The sequence below is a fragment of the Burkholderia sp. MR1-5-21 genome (assembly GCF_053427715.1).
In genome coordinates this window covers 85223-104221 of the sequence record NZ_JBSAXD010000012.1, presented here as the reverse complement: position 1 = coordinate 104221, position 18999 = coordinate 85223, and the positions used below count along the sequence as shown (strand labels likewise).

The window sequence follows — 18999 nt, the reverse complement described above, 5'->3', positions numbered from 1 at the left end:
CTGATTCCGTCAGGCGCCGACCGCCGCCACCGCCGCGTCCACTGCGCCCGCCAGGCGTTCGACGATCGTGCCGATCTGCTGCTCGGTGCAGATGAACGGCGGCGCGAGCAGCACGTGGTCACCCTGGCGTCCGTCGATCGTACCGCCCATCGGATACACCATCAAACCGCGCTGCATCGCCTCGCGCTTGATCACCGCGTTCAGCTTCAGCGCCGGATCGAACGGCGCCTTGCTCGCGCGGTCGCGCACGAATTCGACGCCGGTGAAAAGGCCGCGGCCGCGCACGTCGCCGACGGTCGGATGCTCCGCGTAGCGCTCGCGCAGCAGCGCACGCAATTGCTCGCCGCGCGCCTTCACGTTGTCGAGCAGGTTCTCGTCCGCGATCACGCGCTGCACTTCGAGCGCCGCCGCGCAGGCCGTCGCATGGCCGATATACGTGTGGCCATGCTGGAAGAAACCCGAGCCGCCGACGATCGTCCGGTAGATCTCGTCGCTGACGAGCGTCGCGCCGATCGGCTGGTAGCCCGCGCCGAGCCCCTTCGCGATCGTCAGCAGGTCCGGCGCGACGCCGTCTTCTTCGCACGCGAACAGGTAGCCCGTGCGCCCCATCCCCGACATGATCTCGTCGAGAATCAGCAGCACGCCGTACTTGTCGCACACCGCGCGAATCTTCTTCAGGTAGGTGCGCACCGGCGGCACCGCGCCCGCCGTCGCGCCGACCACCGTTTCCGCGACGAACGCGGCGACGCTTTCCGCGCCGAGTTCGACGATCTTCCGCTCGAGCTCGTCCGCGAGACGCTGCGCGAACGCTTCCTCGGTTTCGTCCGCGCGCTGCTCGCGATACGCGTAGCACGGGCTCACGTGATGCGCTTCGATCAGGATCGGCAGGAACGGCTCGCGTCGCCATGCGTTGCCGCCGATCGCGAGCGCGCCGAGCGTGTTGCCGTGATAGCTCTGGCGGCGCGCGATGAAGTGTCGCCGCTGCGCCTCGCCCTTCTCGACGAAATACTGGCGCGCGAGCTTCAGCGCCGCCTCGATCGCCTCGGAACCGCCCGACACGAAATACACGTGCTCGAGCCCCGCGGGTGCGGCATCGACGAGCCGGTCGGCCAGCTCCTCCGCGACGTCGGTCGTGAAGAACGACGTGTGCGCGTACGGCAGCTGCTGCGCCTGGCGCTTGATCGCATCGATCACGCGCTGGTTGCTGTGCCCGAGGCACGACACGGCCGCGCCGCCGCATGCATCGATGTAGCGCTTGCCGGCCGAGTCGATGATTTCGATGCCGTCGCCTGCGACGGCAACGGGCAAGGTCGCGCGGGGCGCGCGATGGAATACTGTGGTCATTCGTTGCCTCATGGAGCTGAATGCGGAATCAGGATGTGGGATCACGCTGCGCGCGTCGCGCTGTCGTCGGGCACGATGCGCGTCGCGAAACGCTGCGTGCCATGCTGGTGCACCGACATGTCGATGCCCGATGCGCGGATCGCGAATACCGCCGTCGCAAGCGTGTTCTCGTCATCGGGATCGTCCGGATCGTCGCGATAGATCGGCAGGCCTTCGGGCGCGCGATCTCCGAGCACGCGCAACAGCGCATCCTCGCCGATCGCGTCGACGCCGGGCAGCAACGTATCGACACGCCGCTGACGATCCGCCGACGATTGCGTGACGATCTGCCCTTCCCCTTCGCACCCCGGATGCACGAGATGATTCGCATGGCCCGCCAGCCGCGCGACGTCGACGATCGAACAGCGCGCGACGCTCGCCTCGATGCTCAGGAGCCGCGCGTCGCCGGTCGCGCCGAGCGTGTGGTGAAAGCCGCTCGCCCGCGCATGCGTGCGCAGCACGTCCACCGCCGCGTCGAGCGACGTGGCGTCGAGCACCGCGCGCGCAAGGATCATCCGCGGCACGCCGGCGGCCGGCGTCCTGATGCGGATGTTGTTGATCGCCTGCACGATGCCCGCGCGATTCACGGCGAACGTGTGGCCCGGCAGCGAACCGGGGTAATAGAAGCTGACGAAACCGGGCTTGCCATCCGGCCGCACGTCGACGAGCAGGCAGCGTTCGCGCAGGAACGGGTCGCCGTCCTCGTTGTGCGCGATCCAGCGCGTGCCGTCGGCGCCGTGCGCGGCGAGCGTCGTGCAGCCGTCCGGCGCGTTGTGGATCAGTTCGCCGCGGCAATTCCACAGGAAGATGTCCTCGGCGGGCCAGCCGAGCCCGGCCGCGATGCCGTCCAGTTCCGCGACGAGATCGGGGCAGGCGGCGAGCGCCGCCTGCCGCAACGCAAGCACGAACGGATGGCCGCGCCAGCGGCTGACCGCCTGCCAGGCGCTGCTCTGCTGCATGTACGCGTCGAACACCGGCCGCGCGAGTTCGCCGAGGCGCACGCCGATGTCGAACGGCGTGCCGGCGGTGACGGGAGTAAGGGAAAGCTGCATGTCGAACGATAGATCGTGCTCAGGACACGTGTTTCAGGAATTCCTTCAGGCGCGGCGTCGGCGGCCGGTCGATCAGGTCGGCCGGGTGGCCGTCTTCGGCGATCCCGCCCTGATCCATGAACAGCAGGCGCGTGCCGACCCGCTTCGCGAAGCCGATCTCGTGCGTGACGACGATCATCGTCATCCCCTCGTTAGCGAGATCCTGCATCACTTTCAGCACTTCGTGGCGCAGTTCCGGATCGAGCGCCGATGTCGGCTCGTCGAACAGCATCAGCCGGGGCCGGATCGCCAGCGCGCGTGCGATTGCGACGCGCTGTTGCTGCCCACCCGACAGCTCGGACGGGTAATGATTCGCGCGCGATTCGAGGCCGACCTTGTCGAGCAGCGCCATCGCCTGGTCGCGCGCGTCGGCGCGCGACGCGCCGCGCACCTGGATCGGCCCGAACATCACGTTCTCGAGCGCCGTCATCTGCGGAAACAGGTTGAACTGCTGGAACACCATCCCGGCCTCGAGCCGGATGTTGCGGATCGTCGCAGCGTTGCCGCGCACGCTCTGCCCGTCGACGAGCAGCTCGCCGCCCGTGATCTTCTCGAGCGCGTTGATACAGCGCAGCATCGTCGACTTGCCCGAGCCCGACGGGCCGATCACGACGACGACCTCGCCCGCGTCGATCTTCAGGTCGATGTGCTTCAGCACCGGCACGTGGCCGAAGCTCTTCGACACGTTCTGGAATTCGATCATGCTCATAGGATTTTCATCCTCCGTTCGACCACGCGCAGCGTCAGCGTCATCGCGCCGGTCAGTATCAGGTAGATCGCCGCCACCGCGGTCCAGATCTCGACTGCCTGGAAATTGCCTGCGATGATTTCCTGTCCCTTGCGCGTCAGCTCGCCGACGCCGATCACGATGAACAGCGACGTGTCCTTGAGGCTCACGATGCACTGGTTGCCGAGCGGCGGAATCAGCCGCCGGAACGCGAGCGGCCCGACCACCTTCAGCAGCACGCGCGGCATCGACAGCCCCATCGCGAGCCCCGCCTCCGTCAGCCCCTTCGGAATCGACAGCAGCGCGCCGCGCACCACCTCGGCCAGATACGCACCCGAATTCACCGTGATCGCGATGATCGCGGCCGTCAGCCCGTCGATGCGGATGTGCGCGAGCAGCGGCAGCGCGAAATACAGGAACATCACCTGCACAACGATCGGCGTGCCGCGGATCAGCTCGATGTACACCTGCGCGAGCACGTTCATGAACTTCGGCCCGTACGCGCGGAACATGCCCGCGATCATCCCCACGACGAAGCCGCCCAATAACCCGAAAAATGCAATGAACACCGTCAGCCGGACCCCGTCCATCAGGTCCGGCAGCGCTGCCCAGATTGCCGACCAATCGAAATTCACTTGCCGCTCCCCGTTCGATTCAAGACCGGCGCGGCCGCCCGGCCGCGCCACACTGCAACGTCACGCTCACATCTTCGGCGGCTCGGCGCCGAACCACTTCTTGTAGATCTGCGCGTAGCGGCCGTCGGCCTTGATCTTCACGAGCTCCTCGTTCACCTTCGCGACGAGCGGGCTGCCCTTCGGGAAGCCGATCCCGTACTTATCGCCGCTGACCGGCTGGCCCGCGACCTTCACCTTGCCCTTGCCCTCGTTGTTGACGAAGAACAGCACGTTCGGCGTGTCGTGCATCGCCGCGTCGACGCGGCCGGCCTCGAGCGCCAGGTACGCCTGGTCGATGTTCGGGAACTGGCGGATCTCTTTCGGCTTCAGGTGCGCCTTGATCCAGTCGATCGTCGCGGTGCCCGTCTTCGCGGCGATCACCTTGCCGTTCAGGTCGTCGATCGACTTGATCGTCGTGTTGCCGGTCTGCACCATCGCGGCGAGACCGCTGTCGTAGTAAGGCGCGGAGAAGTCGATCGCCTTCTTCCGCTCCTCCTTGATCGTCATCCCGGACAGCGCGACGTCGATGTTCTGCGTCTGCAGCGCGGGAATCAGCCCCGCGAAATCCATCGGCTGGATCGTGTATTTCCAGCCCTGGTCTTTCGCGATCTCCGCCCACAGGTCGAGATCGAAGCCGACGTACTTGTCGCCCTGCTTGAACTCGAACGGCATGAACGACGTGTCGGTGCCGACGACGAGCGTCTTGGTGTCCGCGTGCGCGACGCTCGCGCCGAGCATCGCGACGACCACGGCGGTTTTCAGGAAGGAACGGCGACTCATGGCATTTCTCCGCATTGTTGAGCGATGTGCCCGGCCCATCGGCCGGGTGGAACGACGACAGCAAGCCGCACCGCAACATGCGATGTTGAATTAGACATTAGTGCAACATGTGTTGTCAACGGCGATACTACGACAACAAAAAAATGTGCAACAGGTAATTGCATCGAGAAAAACCCGGGGGCGATGCGCGTCGGGCGGAATCGCGTAGCGGATCGGGATCGGAAGCGGGTATTGCCGGGGACGACCCGGCGAGACAGACGTGGGAGGGTGCGAGCGGAACCGCGAGTGTGCGGGCGGGTTGACTCTTCTGACAGATTGGCCAGCGCTGCTGGCCGTACAACGACATGCAAGGACTTGACGGCGGCAACTGCCGCCCATCCGATACGGGCGGCCGGGATGGTTTCGGTGCCGATCTGCCACGCCCGCTTGCGTGGGCGTGGCAGATCCCGGCCGACCTGTGCGCTAGCGTATCGGCCGCCCCGCGAACCACATCAGCTTGACGCCGCCATGCAGTGCGCGAAGCGTGATGGTACCGGGAACCGCCTGTACCGGGAACACGGGAAGCTTGAGATCGTCGCGGTCGAAGGCCTGGCCGTCGACTTCCACCGTGCCGAAGATCGGCATCGCGAACGCGCAGTGGCCCGCCGCGACGGGCACGTCCAGCACGGCACCTTCATCCAGCGAGAGTTCGAGCATCGTCACGTCGGTCGGCGGGTTCAACGGGGAACGGACGTCGCCGAAACGCCCCGCCGGCACACGCACCTTGACGCCCGGCAATTGCACGACCGGGATCTCGGACGGCTCCAGCATCAGCGGAAACGGCGCGATGTCCCGCTGCTCCGGCGCGAGGCCGACGAAAATCTGCAGCGAATGGACGGTCTTGCCGGATTCCGCCGGCACTTCCTCGTGCACGACACCGCTACCCGCCGTCGTCCAGTGCAGACCGCCGGGCCGGATCAGGTTGCGCGTGCCGATCGAGTCGCAGTTGTGGATTCCCGTTTCCGAATCGAGGAACACGTACGACACGGCGGATAGGCCCGCGTGCGGATGAGGCGGAAACGTCGGCGCGCTCATCCACGCATGATCGACACCGAGGAACGGATCGATCAGCTCGGCTACGCCGCGCAGGCCATAGGCGCGAAAGTGGCTGCCGTGATTGGCGCGCTGCAGTGTCGCGACGGTCAACATGATGCTCGCCTCATGCGCCCGCGGCTTCGTGCAGCGCGGGATAGTCGGTGTAACCCTGCGCGTCGCCGCCGAAGAACGTCGCGCGGTCCGCGTCGTTCATCGGCGCGTCGGCCTGCAGGCGCACGATGAAATCCGGATTGGCGAGCACCATCTGGCCGTACGCCTCCAGATCGGCCAGCCCCGCTTCGAGGTCGGCCCCGATATGGTCGCGCAAGCGCCCCGGGCGGTTCAGGATCAGCGTGCCCTTCCAGAGCGTGCGGATGTCTGCCAGCAACGCGTCGTTGCCCTGATGCATGACGTGCAGATACGCGAGACCGAGCTTGTCCAGTTCCTCGACCAGATGGCGGTACAGGTCCGGCCCTTCGGCGCCTTCGTCGATACCCCACATTGCGGTGCCCGGCGACAGGCGAATGGCCGTCCGGTCCGCGCCGATCTCGTCGGCGATCGCAGCGGCCACTTCGATCGCGAAGCGCACGCGGTTCTCGATCGAGCCGCCGTATTCGTCGGTGCGCGTGTTGGCGTTCGGCGCGAAGAACTGCTGGATCAGATACGCGTTCGCGCCGTGGATCTCGACGCCGTCGGCGCCGGCCTCGATCGCGCGGCGCGCCGCCAGGCGGAAGTCCGCGACGGTCTGGCGCACTTCGTCGGTCGACAGCGCGCGCGGCACCGGAATGTCCTGCATGCCGGTCGGCGTGAACATCTGCGTGCCCGGCGCGATGGCCGAAGGCGCGACGCCCGGTCGATGATGCGGCGTGTTGTCCGGATGGGACATGCGGCCCGCGTGCATCAGCTGGATGAACAGATGGCCGCCCTTCGCGTGCACCGCATCGGTGGTCTGCTTCCAGCCGGCGACATGCGCGTCGGTATAGATGCCCGGCGTGGTGAGGTAGCCCTGCCCGTCGTCCGACGGCTGCGTGCCTTCGGTGACGATCAGACCGACGCTCGCGCGCTGCGCATAGTATTCGGCGGCCAGATCGCCCGGCGTGCCGTCGAACTGCGCGCGGCTGCGGGTCATCGGTGCCATCGCCAGGCGGTTCGACAAGGTGTAGCGGCCGACGCGAACGGGGCTGAACAGTTGACTCATGACGAAATCCTCGAAATTGATCACGTGAGAATGGAAGCGGGCTCGCGCGCTGCGACGGCGCGCTCCGGATGCCGGTCCGGGTCCCGGATTCAGCCCGATGCACCGCGCTTCGATGGCGAAATGATCGTCCGCTTTACCAGTGAGATAAATATGGTAATTTGGATCACATTGATCATCGGATGGAGCAATTGGCGTGGAACTACTGAACGACATGGCCCTGTTCGTGGAGGTCGTCAGAGCGAAGGGCTTTCGCAATGCCGCCGAGACGCTGCGCATGCCCAATTCGACCCTGTCGCGGAGAATCGGCGTGCTGGAAAAGGCGATCGGACTGCGCCTGCTGCATCGCACGACACGCAAGATCGAACTGACCGAGGCCGGGCAGCTCTACTTCGAGCGTTGCAAGCGGATCGTCGACGAGGCCCGGCTCGCGCATGAGCAGCTCGGCGAGATGCTTGCGCAGCCGAGTGGCCTGCTGCGCGCGTCTTTTCCGGTGGATTTTGCCGTGACCTATCTGGCGCCGTTGATTGCCGAGTTCGCGCACCTCTACCCCGGCATCACGTTCGATTTCGATCTCACATCGCGGCGGATCGATCTGGTGAGCGAACCGTTCGACGTCGCCATCCGGATCGGCGAGTCGGAGGATTCGCAATTGATTGCGCGTCCACTGGCTGCGTTCCACTCGCATCTCTACGCGTCGCCCGGCTACCTCGAACGCTCGGGCGAACCGCACGATCCCGCCGATCTGGAGCGCCACGAGTGCCTGAGCATGCTGAGAGGCGGCTCCGGTTCATGGACGCTGCAGAACGGAACGCAAACGGCGCAAGTCGCGGTCGGTGGACGATTCTCGCTCAACAGTGTCGGCATGATTCGCCGCCTCGCGACGCTCGATCTGGGCATCGTCCTGCTGCCCGAAGAAATCGTTGCCGACGAACTGGCGAACGGCCGATTGAGCCGCGTGATGCCGGAATGGCAAGGCAAGCCGATGCCGGTCTATGCGATTACCGAAACCCGGCTGCTGCCCGCGAAGACGCAGCGCTTCATCGAGTTCCTGCGCGACCGCCTCGCGCAGCGCAGATGAACTGCGGCGTCGTGCAACGAATGTTGCAGACGGTTGCCCGGCAACCGGGTGACGCGGTCACGGCGTCGCGAAGAACAGCCCGGCCACGCACGCCATGCCGGCGAACCAGACGAGCGAGCGCAGCGCGGCCCAGTTCAGCAGGTACAGCAGCGTATAGACGATGCGGATCGCGACGAACGCGATCGCAAGCTGATCGACACGATGCGCGCTCGCGCCTGCATGCCACGCGACGACGAGCGCAGCGGTAAACAACGCAAGTGCCTCCCACGCGTTCATGTGTGCGGCCTGCGCGCGTGCGCGCCAACCGGCCAGCTTCGCGAGATAGTCGCGCGGCGTGTGGTTGTCGTAGCCCTTCCTAGCCTTCGCGAGAAACGTCAGCGGGAACGGCAGCACGGCCACGATGAACAGGCACAGCTGGGACGTCGTCATCAAAGTCTCCTCCTTATGATTACATTATTCAATGACAAGATCGCCGAGAGCTTAGCATTGCGCCGCCCTGATCGCGCACCGGTTTTCTAGACGGGGCACTCGGCTGCGCGGCCATCTCGCCGCTTCCGCCGGCCGTCCGTATCGCCAAAATTTCCACCAAATTGTAGATAAATACGCGAAATAAAACTGGTCATTCCCCAATACCATAGCGCTCAACACTGGCCCGGAGGTCGCAGGCCAGGCTTGCTTCCCCGTGCGGCGCACGCTTGCGGCGCCGCGCTTCGAACGACATCCGACACGAGCCAACGCCATGCCCCGTCCCATCGTCGCCCACATCCGCCCCGACGCGCTGCGCCACAACCTCGACTTCATCCGCCAGACCGCCGCGCAGTCGCGCGTGTGGGCCGTCATCAAGGCCAACGCGTACGGCCACGGCATCGAGCGGATCTATCCGGGCCTCGCGGCCGCGGACGGGATCGCGCTGCTCGACCTCGACGAAGCCGTGCGCGTGCGCGAACTCGGCTGGGACAAGCCCATGCTGCTGCTCGAAGGGATCTTCGAGCCGGCCGACGTCGAGCTGGTCGAGCGCCACCAGCTGACGGTCGCCGTCCACTGCGACGAGCAGCTCGACCTGCTGATCGCCGCGAAGCCGCAGCGGCCGATCGACATCCAGCTGAAGATGAATTCCGGCATGAACCGGCTCGGCTTCCGCCCCGCCGCATTTCGCGCCGCGTGGGAGCGCGCCGCGGCCGCACCGTCGATCGGCAGGATCACGCTGATGACGCACTTCGCGAACGCCGACGACGGCGAGATCGGATGGCAGCTCGACGCGTTCGACGCGGCGTCGGCCGGGATTCCGGGCGAACGTTCGGTGTCGAACTCCGCTGCCGTGCTGTGGCATCCGGGCGCGCACCGCGACTGGGTGCGTCCCGGCACGATCCTGTACGGCGCATCGCCGACCGGCGCGTCGCGGCACATCGCCGACACGCCGCTGCTGGCCGCGATGACGCTGACCAGCAAGATCATCGGCGTGCAGACGCTCGCGCCGCAGGAAACGGTCGGCTACGGCCGCCGCTTCACGGTCGAGCAGCCGATGCGCGTCGGCGTCGTCGCGTGCGGCTATGCGGACGGCTATCCGCGCCACGCGCCAACCGGCACGCCGATCGCGGTGGACGGCGTACTGACGCGCGTCGTCGGCCGCGTGTCGATGGACATGCTGACCGTCGACCTCACGCCATGCCCGAATGCGGGCATCGGTTCGAGCGTCGAGCTGTGGGGCGATCAGGTGAAGGTCGACGACGTCGCGGAAGCGAGCGGCACGATCGGCTACGAGCTGATGTGCGCACTGGCGCGCCGCGTGCCGGTCGTGATCGTGCCGCCGGGCGCATCGACGGCGCAGCCGGCGCTGCGCACGGGCAGCTACGGACGGTAAGTTCCGCTCAAGTCGTCGCGGCGCGCGGTCGCGCCGCGACGGTCGTTCACGCTACACGATCGAGCACTGCCCGCCCGCGCACGTCCACCGCCTGCGCAGGCGCGCGCGTCAGGCCCGCCAGCGCGGCGTCCGCTTCTCCAGGAACGCGTCGATGCCCTCGCCGGCGTCTTCTTCCATCATGTTGCGTGCCATCACGTCGCCCGCGTACGCGTACGCTTCGTCGAGCGCCATCTCGCGTTGCCGGTAGAACATCTGCTTGCCGTAGCGCACCGCGGCCGGGCTCTTCGCGACGATCTCCGCGACCTTGCGCGCGACCGCCGCGTCGAGCGCGTCCTCCGGCACCGATTCGTTGACGAGGCCCCACGCGGCCGCCGTCGGCGCATCGACGAAACGCCCGGTCACGAGCATGTCGAACGCGCGCTTCGCGGCCACGTTGCGGCTCAACGCAACGGCCGGCGTCGAGCAGAACAGCCCGACGTTGATGCCCGACACCGCGAAGCGCGCGGTGTCTGCCGCGATCGCGAGATCGCATGCGGCGACGAGCTGGCAGCCGGCCGCCGTCGCGATGCCGTGCACGCGCGCGATCACCGGCACCGGCAATGCGCGCATCGCCAGCATCACGCGGCTGCATTGCGCGAACAGCGCGCGGTAGTAGTCGAGCACGGGCTTGCCGCGCATTTCGCGCAGGTCGTGGCCCGCGCAGAACGCCTTGCCCTCGGCCGCGAGGACGACGCAGCGCACATGAGGGTCGGACGCGAGCGCGTCGAATGCGTCGTGCAGGCTCGCGAGCATCGCCTCGGACAGCGCGTTGAACTGCTGCGGGCGGTTCAGGCGCAGCGTGACGACACCTTCATGGTCGTCGCGCAGCAGAATGGGTTCCGACGAAGAGGGATTCGAATCCATGATGGGTCACCAGATTGAGCGCGAACGCGGTGCGGTAACGAATCAATATAGACCAATCAGGGCGCGGACGGAGGGTGTCGGCGCCTGAGGATGTTCCCGTGACCGACGTGTCCGGCCGCGCACCGATGCACGCCGCACGATGCGCCGTCGACAAGCGCCAACGCGTCGCCACGCTGAACGCGGCGACGCGCGCCGGAATCCGGCATCCGGCATCCGGCAATCGGTCATCAATCGGGCCGCGCTGCGACGGCCCGGCAGCGCGCGTCAGCCCGCGAGCTTCTTCAGCGCGTCGAGCACCGCGTCGCCCTTGAACGGCTTCACGATCCAGCCCTTCACGCCGGCGGCCTTGCCGCGCTCCTTCATCGCCGGGCTGCTCTCGGTCGTCAGCATCACGACATTGACCGCCGTGTTCGCGAGCTCGCTGCGGATCTTCTCGACCATCGTCAGGCCGTCCATGACCGGCATGTTCACGTCGCTGATCACGAGCCGGATGCCGGGCGTCGCCTTCAGCTTCGCGAGCCCGTCCTTGCCGTCGACCGCCGTCGCGACCTCCAGCCCGTTATTGCGCAGGAAGCCCGCGACCTCGTCGCGCACCGTGCCCGAATCGTCAACCACCAGAATCTTTGCCATGCGGTATTCCCCTTTCCTTTCTTCAATGCTTCAAAACAATTCGAGTTCGCCCGAATCGACCATCGACCCGACGTCCTGCTCCGACTCGCGGAAATCCTCCGGCGACCAGCTGAGGCTGAACACGAAACGCTGATCGAGACAGACCGAGCGCCCGGACGCCGGGTCGGTCATCCGGTACTTGAAACTGAGCTGCGGACAGTCGCCGCCGAACGAGATGAACTTCTGCTTGTGGTTGACGAGCAGCGGCACCTGCACCGGATGGCGCGCGAGCGCTTCGGCATCGCCGAGATAGCGGTTCTTGAACGCGCCCCACACGAGGTTCGTCAGCTCGCCGAGCATGCTGTTCACGTCGCGGAAATCCGGTGCGCGGCCGTCGGCGTGCGTGCTGCCGAGCATGTCGAGCAGCGGCTGCTCGCTCGTCTGCAGCAGCATGTACCCTCGGCACCACGCGCTCTCCAGCGCGATCAGGCTGAACACCTCGCCGAAGATGATCTGGTCGCGGACGATGCACGGCGTCTCGCGGCTGATCGTCATCCCCGGAAACAGGCTGTCGAGCCGCGCTTCGGTGATCTCCGAAATGCCGCGCACGAGCGCGTTCGGATAGTCGAGGCTGAAGATGTATTCGTCGATCACGCGCTGCAGCGGCGTCATGTCGTCCGCGACGTAGGTCGCGCAGGCGACGCGCGCGAGCGCATCCGGCAGGCCGTCGCGCGACGCATGCGTGTCGCGGCGCAGGATGATCGGCAGTTCCGGGCGCAGCGCGTCGATCTGCGTCGCGATGATCGCGCTTTCGGTCGGCGAGCCGCCGTAATCCTCGGCGAGCAGGATCGCGCCGAGATCGATGTTCGAGCGCAGCACCTTCAGCAGCCGGTTGCGGCCCACCGTCAGGCCGATCAGGTTGTGGTCGTCGCAGAAGCGCTTGATCGCGTCCGCGTGCGCACGGCTTTCGTCGAGCACCAGCACCTTGCTGACGGGTTTGCCTTCGGTCATCGCGCGTGTCCTTGGATTCGGGTTGAGGTAAGCAATCGGTTCCGCCATCGCGGCCGGTTCGGTGACCACTGCGGTCAAAACAGTTCGAGTTCGCCGCCGGTGTCGACCACCGCGCTTTCCGGCACGTGGAAATCGACCGGCGCGTTCGCGCACACGCACAGCGTCGCGCCGATCCGCACCATGCCGTCGAGCGTCACGTCGAATGCCGCGACGTGGTCGGGTGCGAGCGCGGGCAGGTAGTCGATGCTGGCGCCGCTCAGCAGGTAAGGCGTCGACATCCCGAGGTCCGGAAACGGCGCGGTCAACGCCTGGTTCATCGCGCCGCAGCACAGGTTCGCCACTTCCATGAACGCCTCCTGCAGCGGTTGCTGCGCGTTGCCCGTGAAATAGCGCCGCGTCGCGTCGTCGTCGCTGAAGCGCAGCGCGAGCAGCAGCCGGAAATGCAGCGCCGAGATCGTCAGCACGGCGACCTGCTCGGGCAGCTTCTGTTTCGCACGGCCGCCGCGCGGCGCGTCGTCCGCCGCCGGCACGATGTCGCACGCGCCGCCACCGGACGCGAGCCGCGTGCGCGCCGCGTCGAAGAAGATGCGCTCGAAGCTCGCCTTCGCCTGCGCGCTGATCACGCCGCCGCTCCTTCGAGCCGCGCATGCAGCTGTTCGGCAAGCGTCTCGACGCTCGCGAGCGCGGCGGTGATCATCTTGCCGCCCGCCTGGATGTCCTGGAACGTCGCCGCGGTCACGAGATCGTTGCGGTTCAGGCTGTCGCGATAGCTGTTCGACAGCTGCTGCGAACGCGCGGCGAGCCCGCGCACTTCGCTCGCGACGATCGAGAAGCCGCGCCCGGCCGTGCCGGCGCGCGCCGCCTCGATCGACGCATTCAGCGACACGATCGACACGTGCGCGACGATCGCGGACAGCTCCTGGTTCTTCGCGCGCATGTCCTGGTTCTGCGTGGTCAGCGAGATCATCTGCTCGTGCCAGCGCTCGAACGTGCCCGCGAGCCCGCGCAGGCGCGCCGCCTCGTGCGCGATCTTCACCGCGTGCTGCGACAACGCGTCCCGCTCGGCGAGCGCGGCCTGCAACGCATCGCGCTGCGCGCCGGTATCCGCCGCCTGCTGCGCGAGCGTGCCGGCAAGCTGCGCTTCCTTGTGCGCCCACGCGTCGGCCTGCGTCATATGCTCCGCGGCGGCATCGCCGGCCCGGGTTTCCGCCTGCGCGAGCGCATCGCGCAGCGCGTCCGTCTCACCGCTCAGCCGCGCGACGAGCCGCGCGCGCTGCATGCGAAACACGATCGTCGCGGCGATCCATGCGACGAGGCCGCCCGCGAGCGCGGCGCCGAGATGCGTGATGGCCTGCTGCACGATCACTCCGTTGCGTCCGCCATTCCGGCACGCGCGTCCGCGCGGTCCGTCGCCGCCTGCCCGAGGCTGTCCACCGCGCAGGCTTCCGGCAGCGACACGATCGTCTGGAACGCGCGATACGCGGCGCCGCGCCGGTCGTCGGTGAAGCGCAGCGCGATGCCGCCGCCCTCGCGCTTCAGGAAATTGCGCACGGCATCCATGCCGACGCCACGCCCCGATACTTCGGTCACCGCCTGCGCGGTCGAGAAGCCGGGCCGGAAGATCAGCTCGGCCACCGCTTCGTCGGTCAGCGTGCGTTCGGTGTCCGCGTCGATCCAGCCGCGCTCGCGCGCGATCCCGCGGATCCGGTCGAGTGCGAGCCCGCGGCCGTCGTCGCTGAGCGCGATCTGCAGCATCCCGCCGTCGACGCCGACTTCGATGTCGATCGTCCCTGCCGCCGCCTTGCCCGCAGCGCGGCGCGCGTCGGGCGACTCGATCCCGTGATCGACCGCATTGCGCAGCAGATGCATGAAGACGTCCTTCAGCGTGCCGCCGATCTCGCTGCGCACGCGATAGCCGTTGCTGTCGATCCGCACGACGGGCGCGGCCTTGCCGAGTTCCGTCGCGAGCGACGGCAGCGATTCGAGCACGCCCGCGAGCGCGTCGCCGATGGTCTCGGTGCCGAGCAGGCTCAGCATGCGGCGCACCGAATCGCGCGCCGCGCGCCAGTCGCCCGCGTTCGCGGGATCGACGCCGTCGAGCACGCGCAGGCTCTCGCTGATGTGCGCGCGCTCGACCATCAGGTAGTGGCCCGCGCCCTGCCACGCCGGTTCGCCGCTGCGGCCGAGCGTGACCTCGTTGATCGACGCATAGTGTTCGACCGCGTCGCGCACGCGCACGAGATCGTCCATCAGCGCGTCGCGGTTCCAGTCGGGGCCGGCGTCCGCGTGGCGCAGCGACTCGTACGCCTGCTCGGCCTCGTGGACGATGTTCGTCAGGTGCTGCAGGCTGTACGTGCGCGCATTGCCCTTGATCGTGTGCATGTTGCGGAACAGCGCCGCGACGACCGAGTGGTCCGCGCGCTCGTGCTGGCGGATCATCCGTTCGTTCTCGCTGAGGAAGCCCTTCGCGCTGTGCACGAACTGGTGGAACTTGTCCTGGCTGATCGACAGGATCTCGCCGATCATCTCGAGCCGGCGCTGCTGCTCGCCGGCCTGGGCGGTCAGCTCGCGCAGCTCGGTCACGTCGCGCACGCACAGCATCAGGCGCACGACGGTATCGGTCTCGTCGGTGATCGCCGACCAGCTCAGGTCGAGCCACTTCTCGCGGCCGTCCGGCATGCGCTTCGCGACTTCGTTGACGAGCAGGTGCTCGTTGAACTCGAAGTTCATGCTGTCCTCGCCGAGACACGCATGCACGGCCGCATCGACCTGCGAGCGCGCGTCGGAGCCGAGGTTCGAATCGTCGAACACGAGCGCCATCAGGTCGCGGCCCGCGATGTCCCGGGTTTCGAAGATCGTCTCGAGGTACGCCGAGTATTCCGCGTGCACGACGCCGCCGGCGACGACGGTCAGGATGCCCTGCTGCATGTTCTGCAGCATCGCCTGGATGTCGGCGGTCTTCTGCTTGAGCTGCGCGGAATTCTCCTGGATCTTCTCGATCATCCCGTTGAACGCGACGATCGAGTGGCCGATCTCGTCCATCCGGCCGACCGGCACGCGGCGCGTGAAGTCCTGGCTCGTCGCGATCTCGCTCATCATCGTCTGCATCCGGCTGAGCGGTCGCGTGATCTGCCGGTACAGCACGTAGCCGAGCGCGGTCAGCAGCACGATCACGGTGCCGGCCACGCCCGCGATCGCGGTCGCCGTCGTCGACAGCATCCCGTTCAGCGCGCTGATCGCGTCGTCCTTCTGGCGATTCTTCTCGATGCGCAGCGTGTCGACGATGCCCTCGAGCTCGTCGCGATACTGCGCGACGTTCGCGAACAGGTACGCCTGGGCCATGTCGGTCTTGCCGTCGGCCTTCATCTTCACGGTATCGTCGATCGCCGCGAAGTAGTTCGCGGCGCTGTCCTTCGCCTGCGCGACGAGCCCTTCCTGCGCGTGGCTCGCGGCCGACTTCGCCTGCAGGTCGAGCGCGGCGCGCAGCGCGGCCTGCTTCGCCTTCAGCTCGTCGCGCGCCTGCGCGGCGGTGTTGCTGTCGGGCGCGTAGATCAGCGTCATCGTCGCGATCTGGATGTTCTTCACGTCGGACACGAGATCGGCGGACGCGAGCGCGCTCGGCACGATCCCCTGCGTGACTTGCCGAACCTCGGACGCGCTGTTGCGCGTCTGGATCACGGCATAGACGCCGATCGCCGACAAGGCGAGAAACGTCAGGACGACAAGCAACGTAATGCGATGGCGGATGGTCATGTGTACAACTCCCCGTGGCGATCCGGATTCAATCGCCTTGCGCGTGCCATTGAAAGAATGTGAGCGCCGAATTATCGGGGATGGTTTATGACGGTCCGATGACCACCTGCCAATCGATTACTGATAAAACCGAAATGGCTATTTTTTGACTGAAAATCCTAAAGTTTTCGGCGCGGATGCCGTTAACTGTCGGCTCGGTATGCGGAATCGGCCGCTCGCCGTTGCCGCTTTGGATGCGCCAGGAAATCGACGCGCATGATTTTTTTGTTGTAGCTGATGCGACTCAATTGCAATTACGCGCGTCTGAAAACGTTTGCGCATTATCACCTGATTATTCGGGCGCGACTCATTTTTTAAAATGAAAACGTAAATCGGCGTCGAAATCAACTCAAGCCGTTCGCAATTGCACTGGACGGGCATACCGTCGATAACGTATCCAGGCGTCGTCATTACGATGCAAGGCGTGCACATCGCGCCGTGCGGCCCCGGATCGAGCGTCGGTCTCGCCCAGGATTATTTCCCAGCAGGAAACAATCAATCACGAACGCGCGATTTGCGTCCGGAACGGAACGGCCTAGACTGTGACTTCCTCCCGCCCCCGATGGATCCCCGCGATGACCGACGTCCTGCCCTTGACCGACGATCCCGTATCCGGACTCGCCTACCGCCTGCACCCGGCAACCGCCCGGCCAGCCGCCCGCCTGCTGCTGCTGCACGGTGTCGGCGGCAACGAAACCAACCTGCTGACGGTCGCGGACGCGCTCGATCCGCGCATCGAGATCGCGTTCGTGCGCGGCCCGCTCACGTTCGGGCCCGGCCAGCACGCATGGTTTCCGGTTCGCTTCGGCCCGAACGGCCCGGAGATCGACGCAGCACACGCGGAAGCGAGCCGCGCGAAACTGCTGGCGCTGGTGCGTTCGCTTCGTGAGCGGGACGGCGCAGCGCCGTTGCCGACCGTGATCGCCGGCTTCAGCCAGGGCGGCATCTTGAGCGCGAGCGTCGGCCTCACGTCACCGGCGGACGTCGTCGGATTCGCGGTGCTGTGCGGCCGCATCCTGCCGGAGATCGATCCGCTGATCGCCCCGCGCGACGCGCTCCGCACGCTGCATGCGCTGATCGCGCACGGCCGCCGCGACGACAAGCTGCCCGTGTCGTGGGCAGAAGCCGCCGACGCGAAACTCGCCGCGCTCGGCGTCGCGCACGACACGCGGCTGTATCCGGCCGGACACGAACTGAGCGCCGACATGATCGGCGATTTCAGCCGCTGGCTCGGCGACCGCGTGGGGTTGAATCCGGCCACGTGATGCGTGCGGCCCCGATCCGGGACCGCCTGCCGCCGAGCCCCACCGTCACGCGTTGTTCGCCTGATCGGCCAGCGACCGTCCCGACACCGCGGGCGCCCGCGCCTCACCCCGCTTCGCGAGATACCAGCCGACCGTCAGCGCGAGCGCGACAACCGGAATCATCGCGATGGTCCACGTGCCGCCCGGGTAGTCGAATGCCATCAGCACCAGCACGCCGAGCAGGAACGCGAGCGTGAGCCACGACGTGAACGGCGCGCCGGGCATCCGGAACGGCACGTCGTTCAGCTCGCCGCGCTTCACCTTGCGGCGGAACAGGATCTGGCACATCACGATGAAGCCCCACGTCGCGATGATGCCGAGCGACGCCATGTTCAGCACGATCTCGAACGCCTGCGCCGGAACGATGTAGTTCAGCGGCACGCCGATCGCGTTGATCGCGACCGTGATCAGGATGCCGCCATACGGCACGCCGCGTGCGTTCATCCGCGACACGAAGCGCGGCGCGGACCCGCCCATTGCCATCGAACGCAGCACGCGCCCCGTCGAATAGAGCCCGGAGTTCAGGCTCGACAGCGCCGCGGTGAGCACCACGACGTTCATCACGGTACCGACGTACGGCACGCCGAGCTTGCCGAAGAACGTCACGAACGGGCTTTCGTGCGCACTGTACGCGGTCCACGGCAGCAGCGTGATCAGCAGCACCACCGAGCCCACGTAGAACAGCGCGATGCGCCACATCACGCTGTTGATCGCCTTCGGCAGCACCTTGCGCGCATCGGCGGTCTCGCCCGCCGCCACCCCGACGAGCTCGATGCTCGCATACGCAAACACCACGCCCTGGACGATCAGCACGGCCGGGAGAATGCCGTGCGGAAAGATCCCGCCGCTCTGGGCGATCAGATGGAGCCCCGGCGCCTGTCCGCCGACCGGATGGCCGCTCGCCAGGAACACCGTGCCGACGAGCAGGAACACGCTCAGCGCGCCCACCTTGACGAGCGAGAACCAGAACTCCATTTCGCCGAACACCTTCACGCCGATCATGTTCATCGTCGACACGATCGCGAGCGCGCCGAGTGCGAACACCCATTGCGGCACGTCCGAGAACACGGCCCAGTACTTCATGTAGATCGCGACCGCGGTGATGTCGACGATGCCGGTGGTCGCCCAGTTCAGGTAGTACATCCAGCCGGCGACGAACGATGCGCGTTCGCCCATGAATTCGCGTGCATACGATACGAAGCTGCCGCTGGTCGGGCGATGCATCACGAGTTCGCCGAGCGCGCGCATGATCAGGAATGCGAACACGCCGCAGACGAGATAGACGATCGCGAGCGCGGGCCCCGCATGCTGCAGGCGGCCGCCGGCGCCGAGAAACAGGCCGGTGCCGATTGCGCCGCCCATCGCGATCATCTGTACGTGCCTCGGCTTCAACTGCTTCGCATAGCCGGTTTCGTGGGACGCGAACAGCGCGTCCGGGTCGGCGTGACGGGTGTCCGCGCCGCTGGCTGAATCAGCCGGGCGCTCGCTGGCGTGCTTCATTGTGTGTCTCCAAT

At 66.8% G+C, this 18999-nt stretch carries 18 protein-coding genes; 3 read left to right on the top strand and 15 right to left on the bottom strand.

The genetic code is table 11. The features are described 5' to 3' along the window. Positions 1-9: 9 nt before the first annotated feature. The 7 genes from ACV229_RS18050 to ACV229_RS18020 all read right to left on the bottom strand — a co-directional run bounded on the left by ACV229_RS18050 (position 10) and on the right by ACV229_RS18020 (position 6927). The gene (locus tag ACV229_RS18050; RefSeq protein WP_448084473.1) at positions 10-1344 is read right to left on the bottom strand and encodes an aspartate aminotransferase family protein; all 1335 of its coding nucleotides are present in this window, start codon (positions 1342-1344) and stop codon (positions 10-12) included. A 41-nt stretch (positions 1345-1385) separates the two neighbouring features. Beyond that, the gene (locus tag ACV229_RS18045; protein ID WP_448084472.1) at positions 1386-2435 is read right to left on the bottom strand and encodes a C45 family autoproteolytic acyltransferase/hydolase; all 1050 of its coding nucleotides are present in this window, start codon (positions 2433-2435) and stop codon (positions 1386-1388) included. Positions 2436-2454: 19 nt separating this feature from the next. Continuing rightward, a complete protein-coding gene (gene glnQ, locus ACV229_RS18040) occupies positions 2455-3183 on the bottom strand; it encodes a glutamine ABC transporter ATP-binding protein GlnQ (RefSeq protein ID WP_448084471.1) in 729 nt (242 codons plus the stop codon). Continuing rightward, positions 3180-3887, bottom strand: a complete 708-nt coding sequence (gene glnP / locus ACV229_RS18035; RefSeq protein ID WP_448084470.1) for a glutamine ABC transporter permease GlnP — start codon at positions 3885-3887, stop codon at positions 3180-3182. The genes glnQ and glnP overlap by 4 nt, the downstream gene beginning before the upstream one ends. A gap of 15 nt (positions 3888-3902) precedes the next feature. After that, entirely contained in the window at positions 3903-4655 is a 753-nt protein-coding gene (glnH, locus tag ACV229_RS18030) for a glutamine ABC transporter substrate-binding protein GlnH (protein WP_084908395.1), read from the bottom strand. Between the two features lie 462 nt (positions 4656-5117). Continuing rightward, on the bottom strand, positions 5118-5843 hold the full coding sequence (locus ACV229_RS18025; RefSeq protein WP_448084469.1) for a pirin family protein: 726 nt from the start codon (positions 5841-5843) through the stop codon (positions 5118-5120). Between the two features lie 10 nt (positions 5844-5853). Continuing rightward, positions 5854-6927, bottom strand: a complete 1074-nt coding sequence (locus ACV229_RS18020) for an alkene reductase (protein WP_448084468.1) — start codon at positions 6925-6927, stop codon at positions 5854-5856. Positions 6928-7120: 193 nt separating this feature from the next. On the opposite strand from ACV229_RS18020, the gene ACV229_RS18015 reads away from it, so the two are divergent. Next, positions 7121-8005, top strand: coding sequence for a LysR family transcriptional regulator (locus ACV229_RS18015; protein WP_448084467.1), 885 nt, complete (start codon positions 7121-7123; stop codon positions 8003-8005). Positions 8006-8062: 57 nt separating this feature from the next. Here ACV229_RS18015 and ACV229_RS18010 read toward each other — a convergent pair whose 3' ends face one another. Next, on the bottom strand, positions 8063-8434 hold the full coding sequence (locus ACV229_RS18010; protein ID WP_448084466.1) for an MAPEG family protein: 372 nt from the start codon (positions 8432-8434) through the stop codon (positions 8063-8065). A 310-nt stretch (positions 8435-8744) separates the two neighbouring features. Here ACV229_RS18010 and alr point away from each other — a divergent pair, with 310 nt between their 5' ends. Next, a complete protein-coding gene (alr, locus tag ACV229_RS18005) occupies positions 8745-9866 on the top strand; it encodes an alanine racemase (protein WP_448084465.1) in 1122 nt (373 codons plus the stop codon). A gap of 108 nt (positions 9867-9974) precedes the next feature. Here alr and ACV229_RS18000 read toward each other — a convergent pair whose 3' ends face one another. The 6 genes from ACV229_RS18000 to ACV229_RS17975 form a co-directional block, all read right to left on the bottom strand. Then, on the bottom strand, positions 9975-10769 hold the full coding sequence (locus tag ACV229_RS18000; RefSeq protein ID WP_448084464.1) for an enoyl-CoA hydratase: 795 nt from the start codon (positions 10767-10769) through the stop codon (positions 9975-9977). A gap of 264 nt (positions 10770-11033) precedes the next feature. Continuing rightward, positions 11034-11399 (bottom strand): response regulator, encoded by a 366-nt coding sequence (locus ACV229_RS17995; protein WP_448084463.1) that lies wholly within the window; start codon positions 11397-11399, stop codon positions 11034-11036. A gap of 30 nt (positions 11400-11429) precedes the next feature. Continuing rightward, positions 11430-12389, bottom strand: coding sequence for a chemotaxis protein CheX (locus ACV229_RS17990; RefSeq protein ID WP_448084462.1), 960 nt, complete (start codon positions 12387-12389; stop codon positions 11430-11432). Between the two features lie 74 nt (positions 12390-12463). Further along, a complete protein-coding gene (locus ACV229_RS17985; RefSeq protein ID WP_448084461.1) occupies positions 12464-13012 on the bottom strand; it encodes a hypothetical protein in 549 nt (182 codons plus the stop codon). Further along, positions 13009-13755, bottom strand: a complete 747-nt coding sequence (locus tag ACV229_RS17980) for a methyl-accepting chemotaxis protein (RefSeq protein ID WP_448084460.1) — start codon at positions 13753-13755, stop codon at positions 13009-13011. The genes ACV229_RS17985 and ACV229_RS17980 overlap by 4 nt, the downstream gene beginning before the upstream one ends. Then, positions 13752-16142, bottom strand: coding sequence for an MCP four helix bundle domain-containing protein (locus tag ACV229_RS17975; protein ID WP_448084459.1), 2391 nt, complete (start codon positions 16140-16142; stop codon positions 13752-13754). Before ACV229_RS17975 ends, ACV229_RS17980 begins: the two co-directional genes overlap by 4 nt. Positions 16143-16756: 614 nt before the next feature. Between ACV229_RS17975 and ACV229_RS17970 the strand changes: the two genes are divergently transcribed. Next, the gene (locus ACV229_RS17970) at positions 16757-17446 is read left to right on the top strand and encodes an alpha/beta hydrolase (RefSeq protein WP_448084458.1); all 690 of its coding nucleotides are present in this window, start codon (positions 16757-16759) and stop codon (positions 17444-17446) included. A 45-nt stretch (positions 17447-17491) separates the two neighbouring features. Here the strand turns inward: ACV229_RS17970 and ACV229_RS17965 are convergent, their stop codons facing one another. After that, positions 17492-18985: an amino acid permease gene (locus tag ACV229_RS17965; RefSeq protein ID WP_448084457.1), complete on the bottom strand. Its 1494-nt coding sequence runs from the start codon at positions 18983-18985 to the stop codon at positions 17492-17494. Between the last annotated feature and the right edge of the window lie 14 nt (positions 18986-18999).

Bases quoted from the DNA above. Each gene is read 5' to 3' on its own strand.
- ACV229_RS18050 (WP_448084473.1), bottom strand. From the start codon at position 1,344: ATGACCACAGTATTCCATCGCGCGCCCCGCGCGACCTTGCCCGTTGCC.
- ACV229_RS18045 (WP_448084472.1), bottom strand. From the start codon at position 2,435: ATGCAGCTTTCCCTTACTCCCGTCACCGCCGGCACGCCGTTCGACATC.
- glnQ (WP_448084471.1), bottom strand. From the start codon at position 3,183: ATGAGCATGATCGAATTCCAGAACGTGTCGAAGAGCTTCGGCCACGTG.
- glnH (WP_084908395.1), bottom strand. From the start codon at position 4,655: ATGAGTCGCCGTTCCTTCCTGAAAACCGCCGTGGTCGTCGCGATGCTC.
- ACV229_RS18025 (WP_448084469.1), bottom strand. From the start codon at position 5,843: ATGTTGACCGTCGCGACACTGCAGCGCGCCAATCACGGCAGCCACTTT.
- ACV229_RS18020 (WP_448084468.1), bottom strand. From the start codon at position 6,927: ATGAGTCAACTGTTCAGCCCCGTTCGCGTCGGCCGCTACACCTTGTCG.
- ACV229_RS18010 (WP_448084466.1), bottom strand. From the start codon at position 8,434: ATGACGACGTCCCAGCTGTGCCTGTTCATCGTGGCCGTGCTGCCGTTC.
- alr (WP_448084465.1), top strand. From the start codon at position 8,745: ATGCCCCGTCCCATCGTCGCCCACATCCGCCCCGACGCGCTGCGCCAC.
- ACV229_RS18000 (WP_448084464.1), bottom strand. From the start codon at position 10,769: ATGGATTCGAATCCCTCTTCGTCGGAACCCATTCTGCTGCGCGACGAC.
- ACV229_RS17995 (WP_448084463.1), bottom strand. From the start codon at position 11,399: ATGGCAAAGATTCTGGTGGTTGACGATTCGGGCACGGTGCGCGACGAG.
- ACV229_RS17990 (WP_448084462.1), bottom strand. From the start codon at position 12,389: ATGACCGAAGGCAAACCCGTCAGCAAGGTGCTGGTGCTCGACGAAAGC.
- ACV229_RS17975 (WP_448084459.1), bottom strand. From the start codon at position 16,142: ATGACCATCCGCCATCGCATTACGTTGCTTGTCGTCCTGACGTTTCTC.
- ACV229_RS17970 (WP_448084458.1), top strand. From the start codon at position 16,757: ATGACCGACGTCCTGCCCTTGACCGACGATCCCGTATCCGGACTCGCC.
- ACV229_RS17965 (WP_448084457.1), bottom strand. From the start codon at position 18,985: ATGAAGCACGCCAGCGAGCGCCCGGCTGATTCAGCCAGCGGCGCGGAC.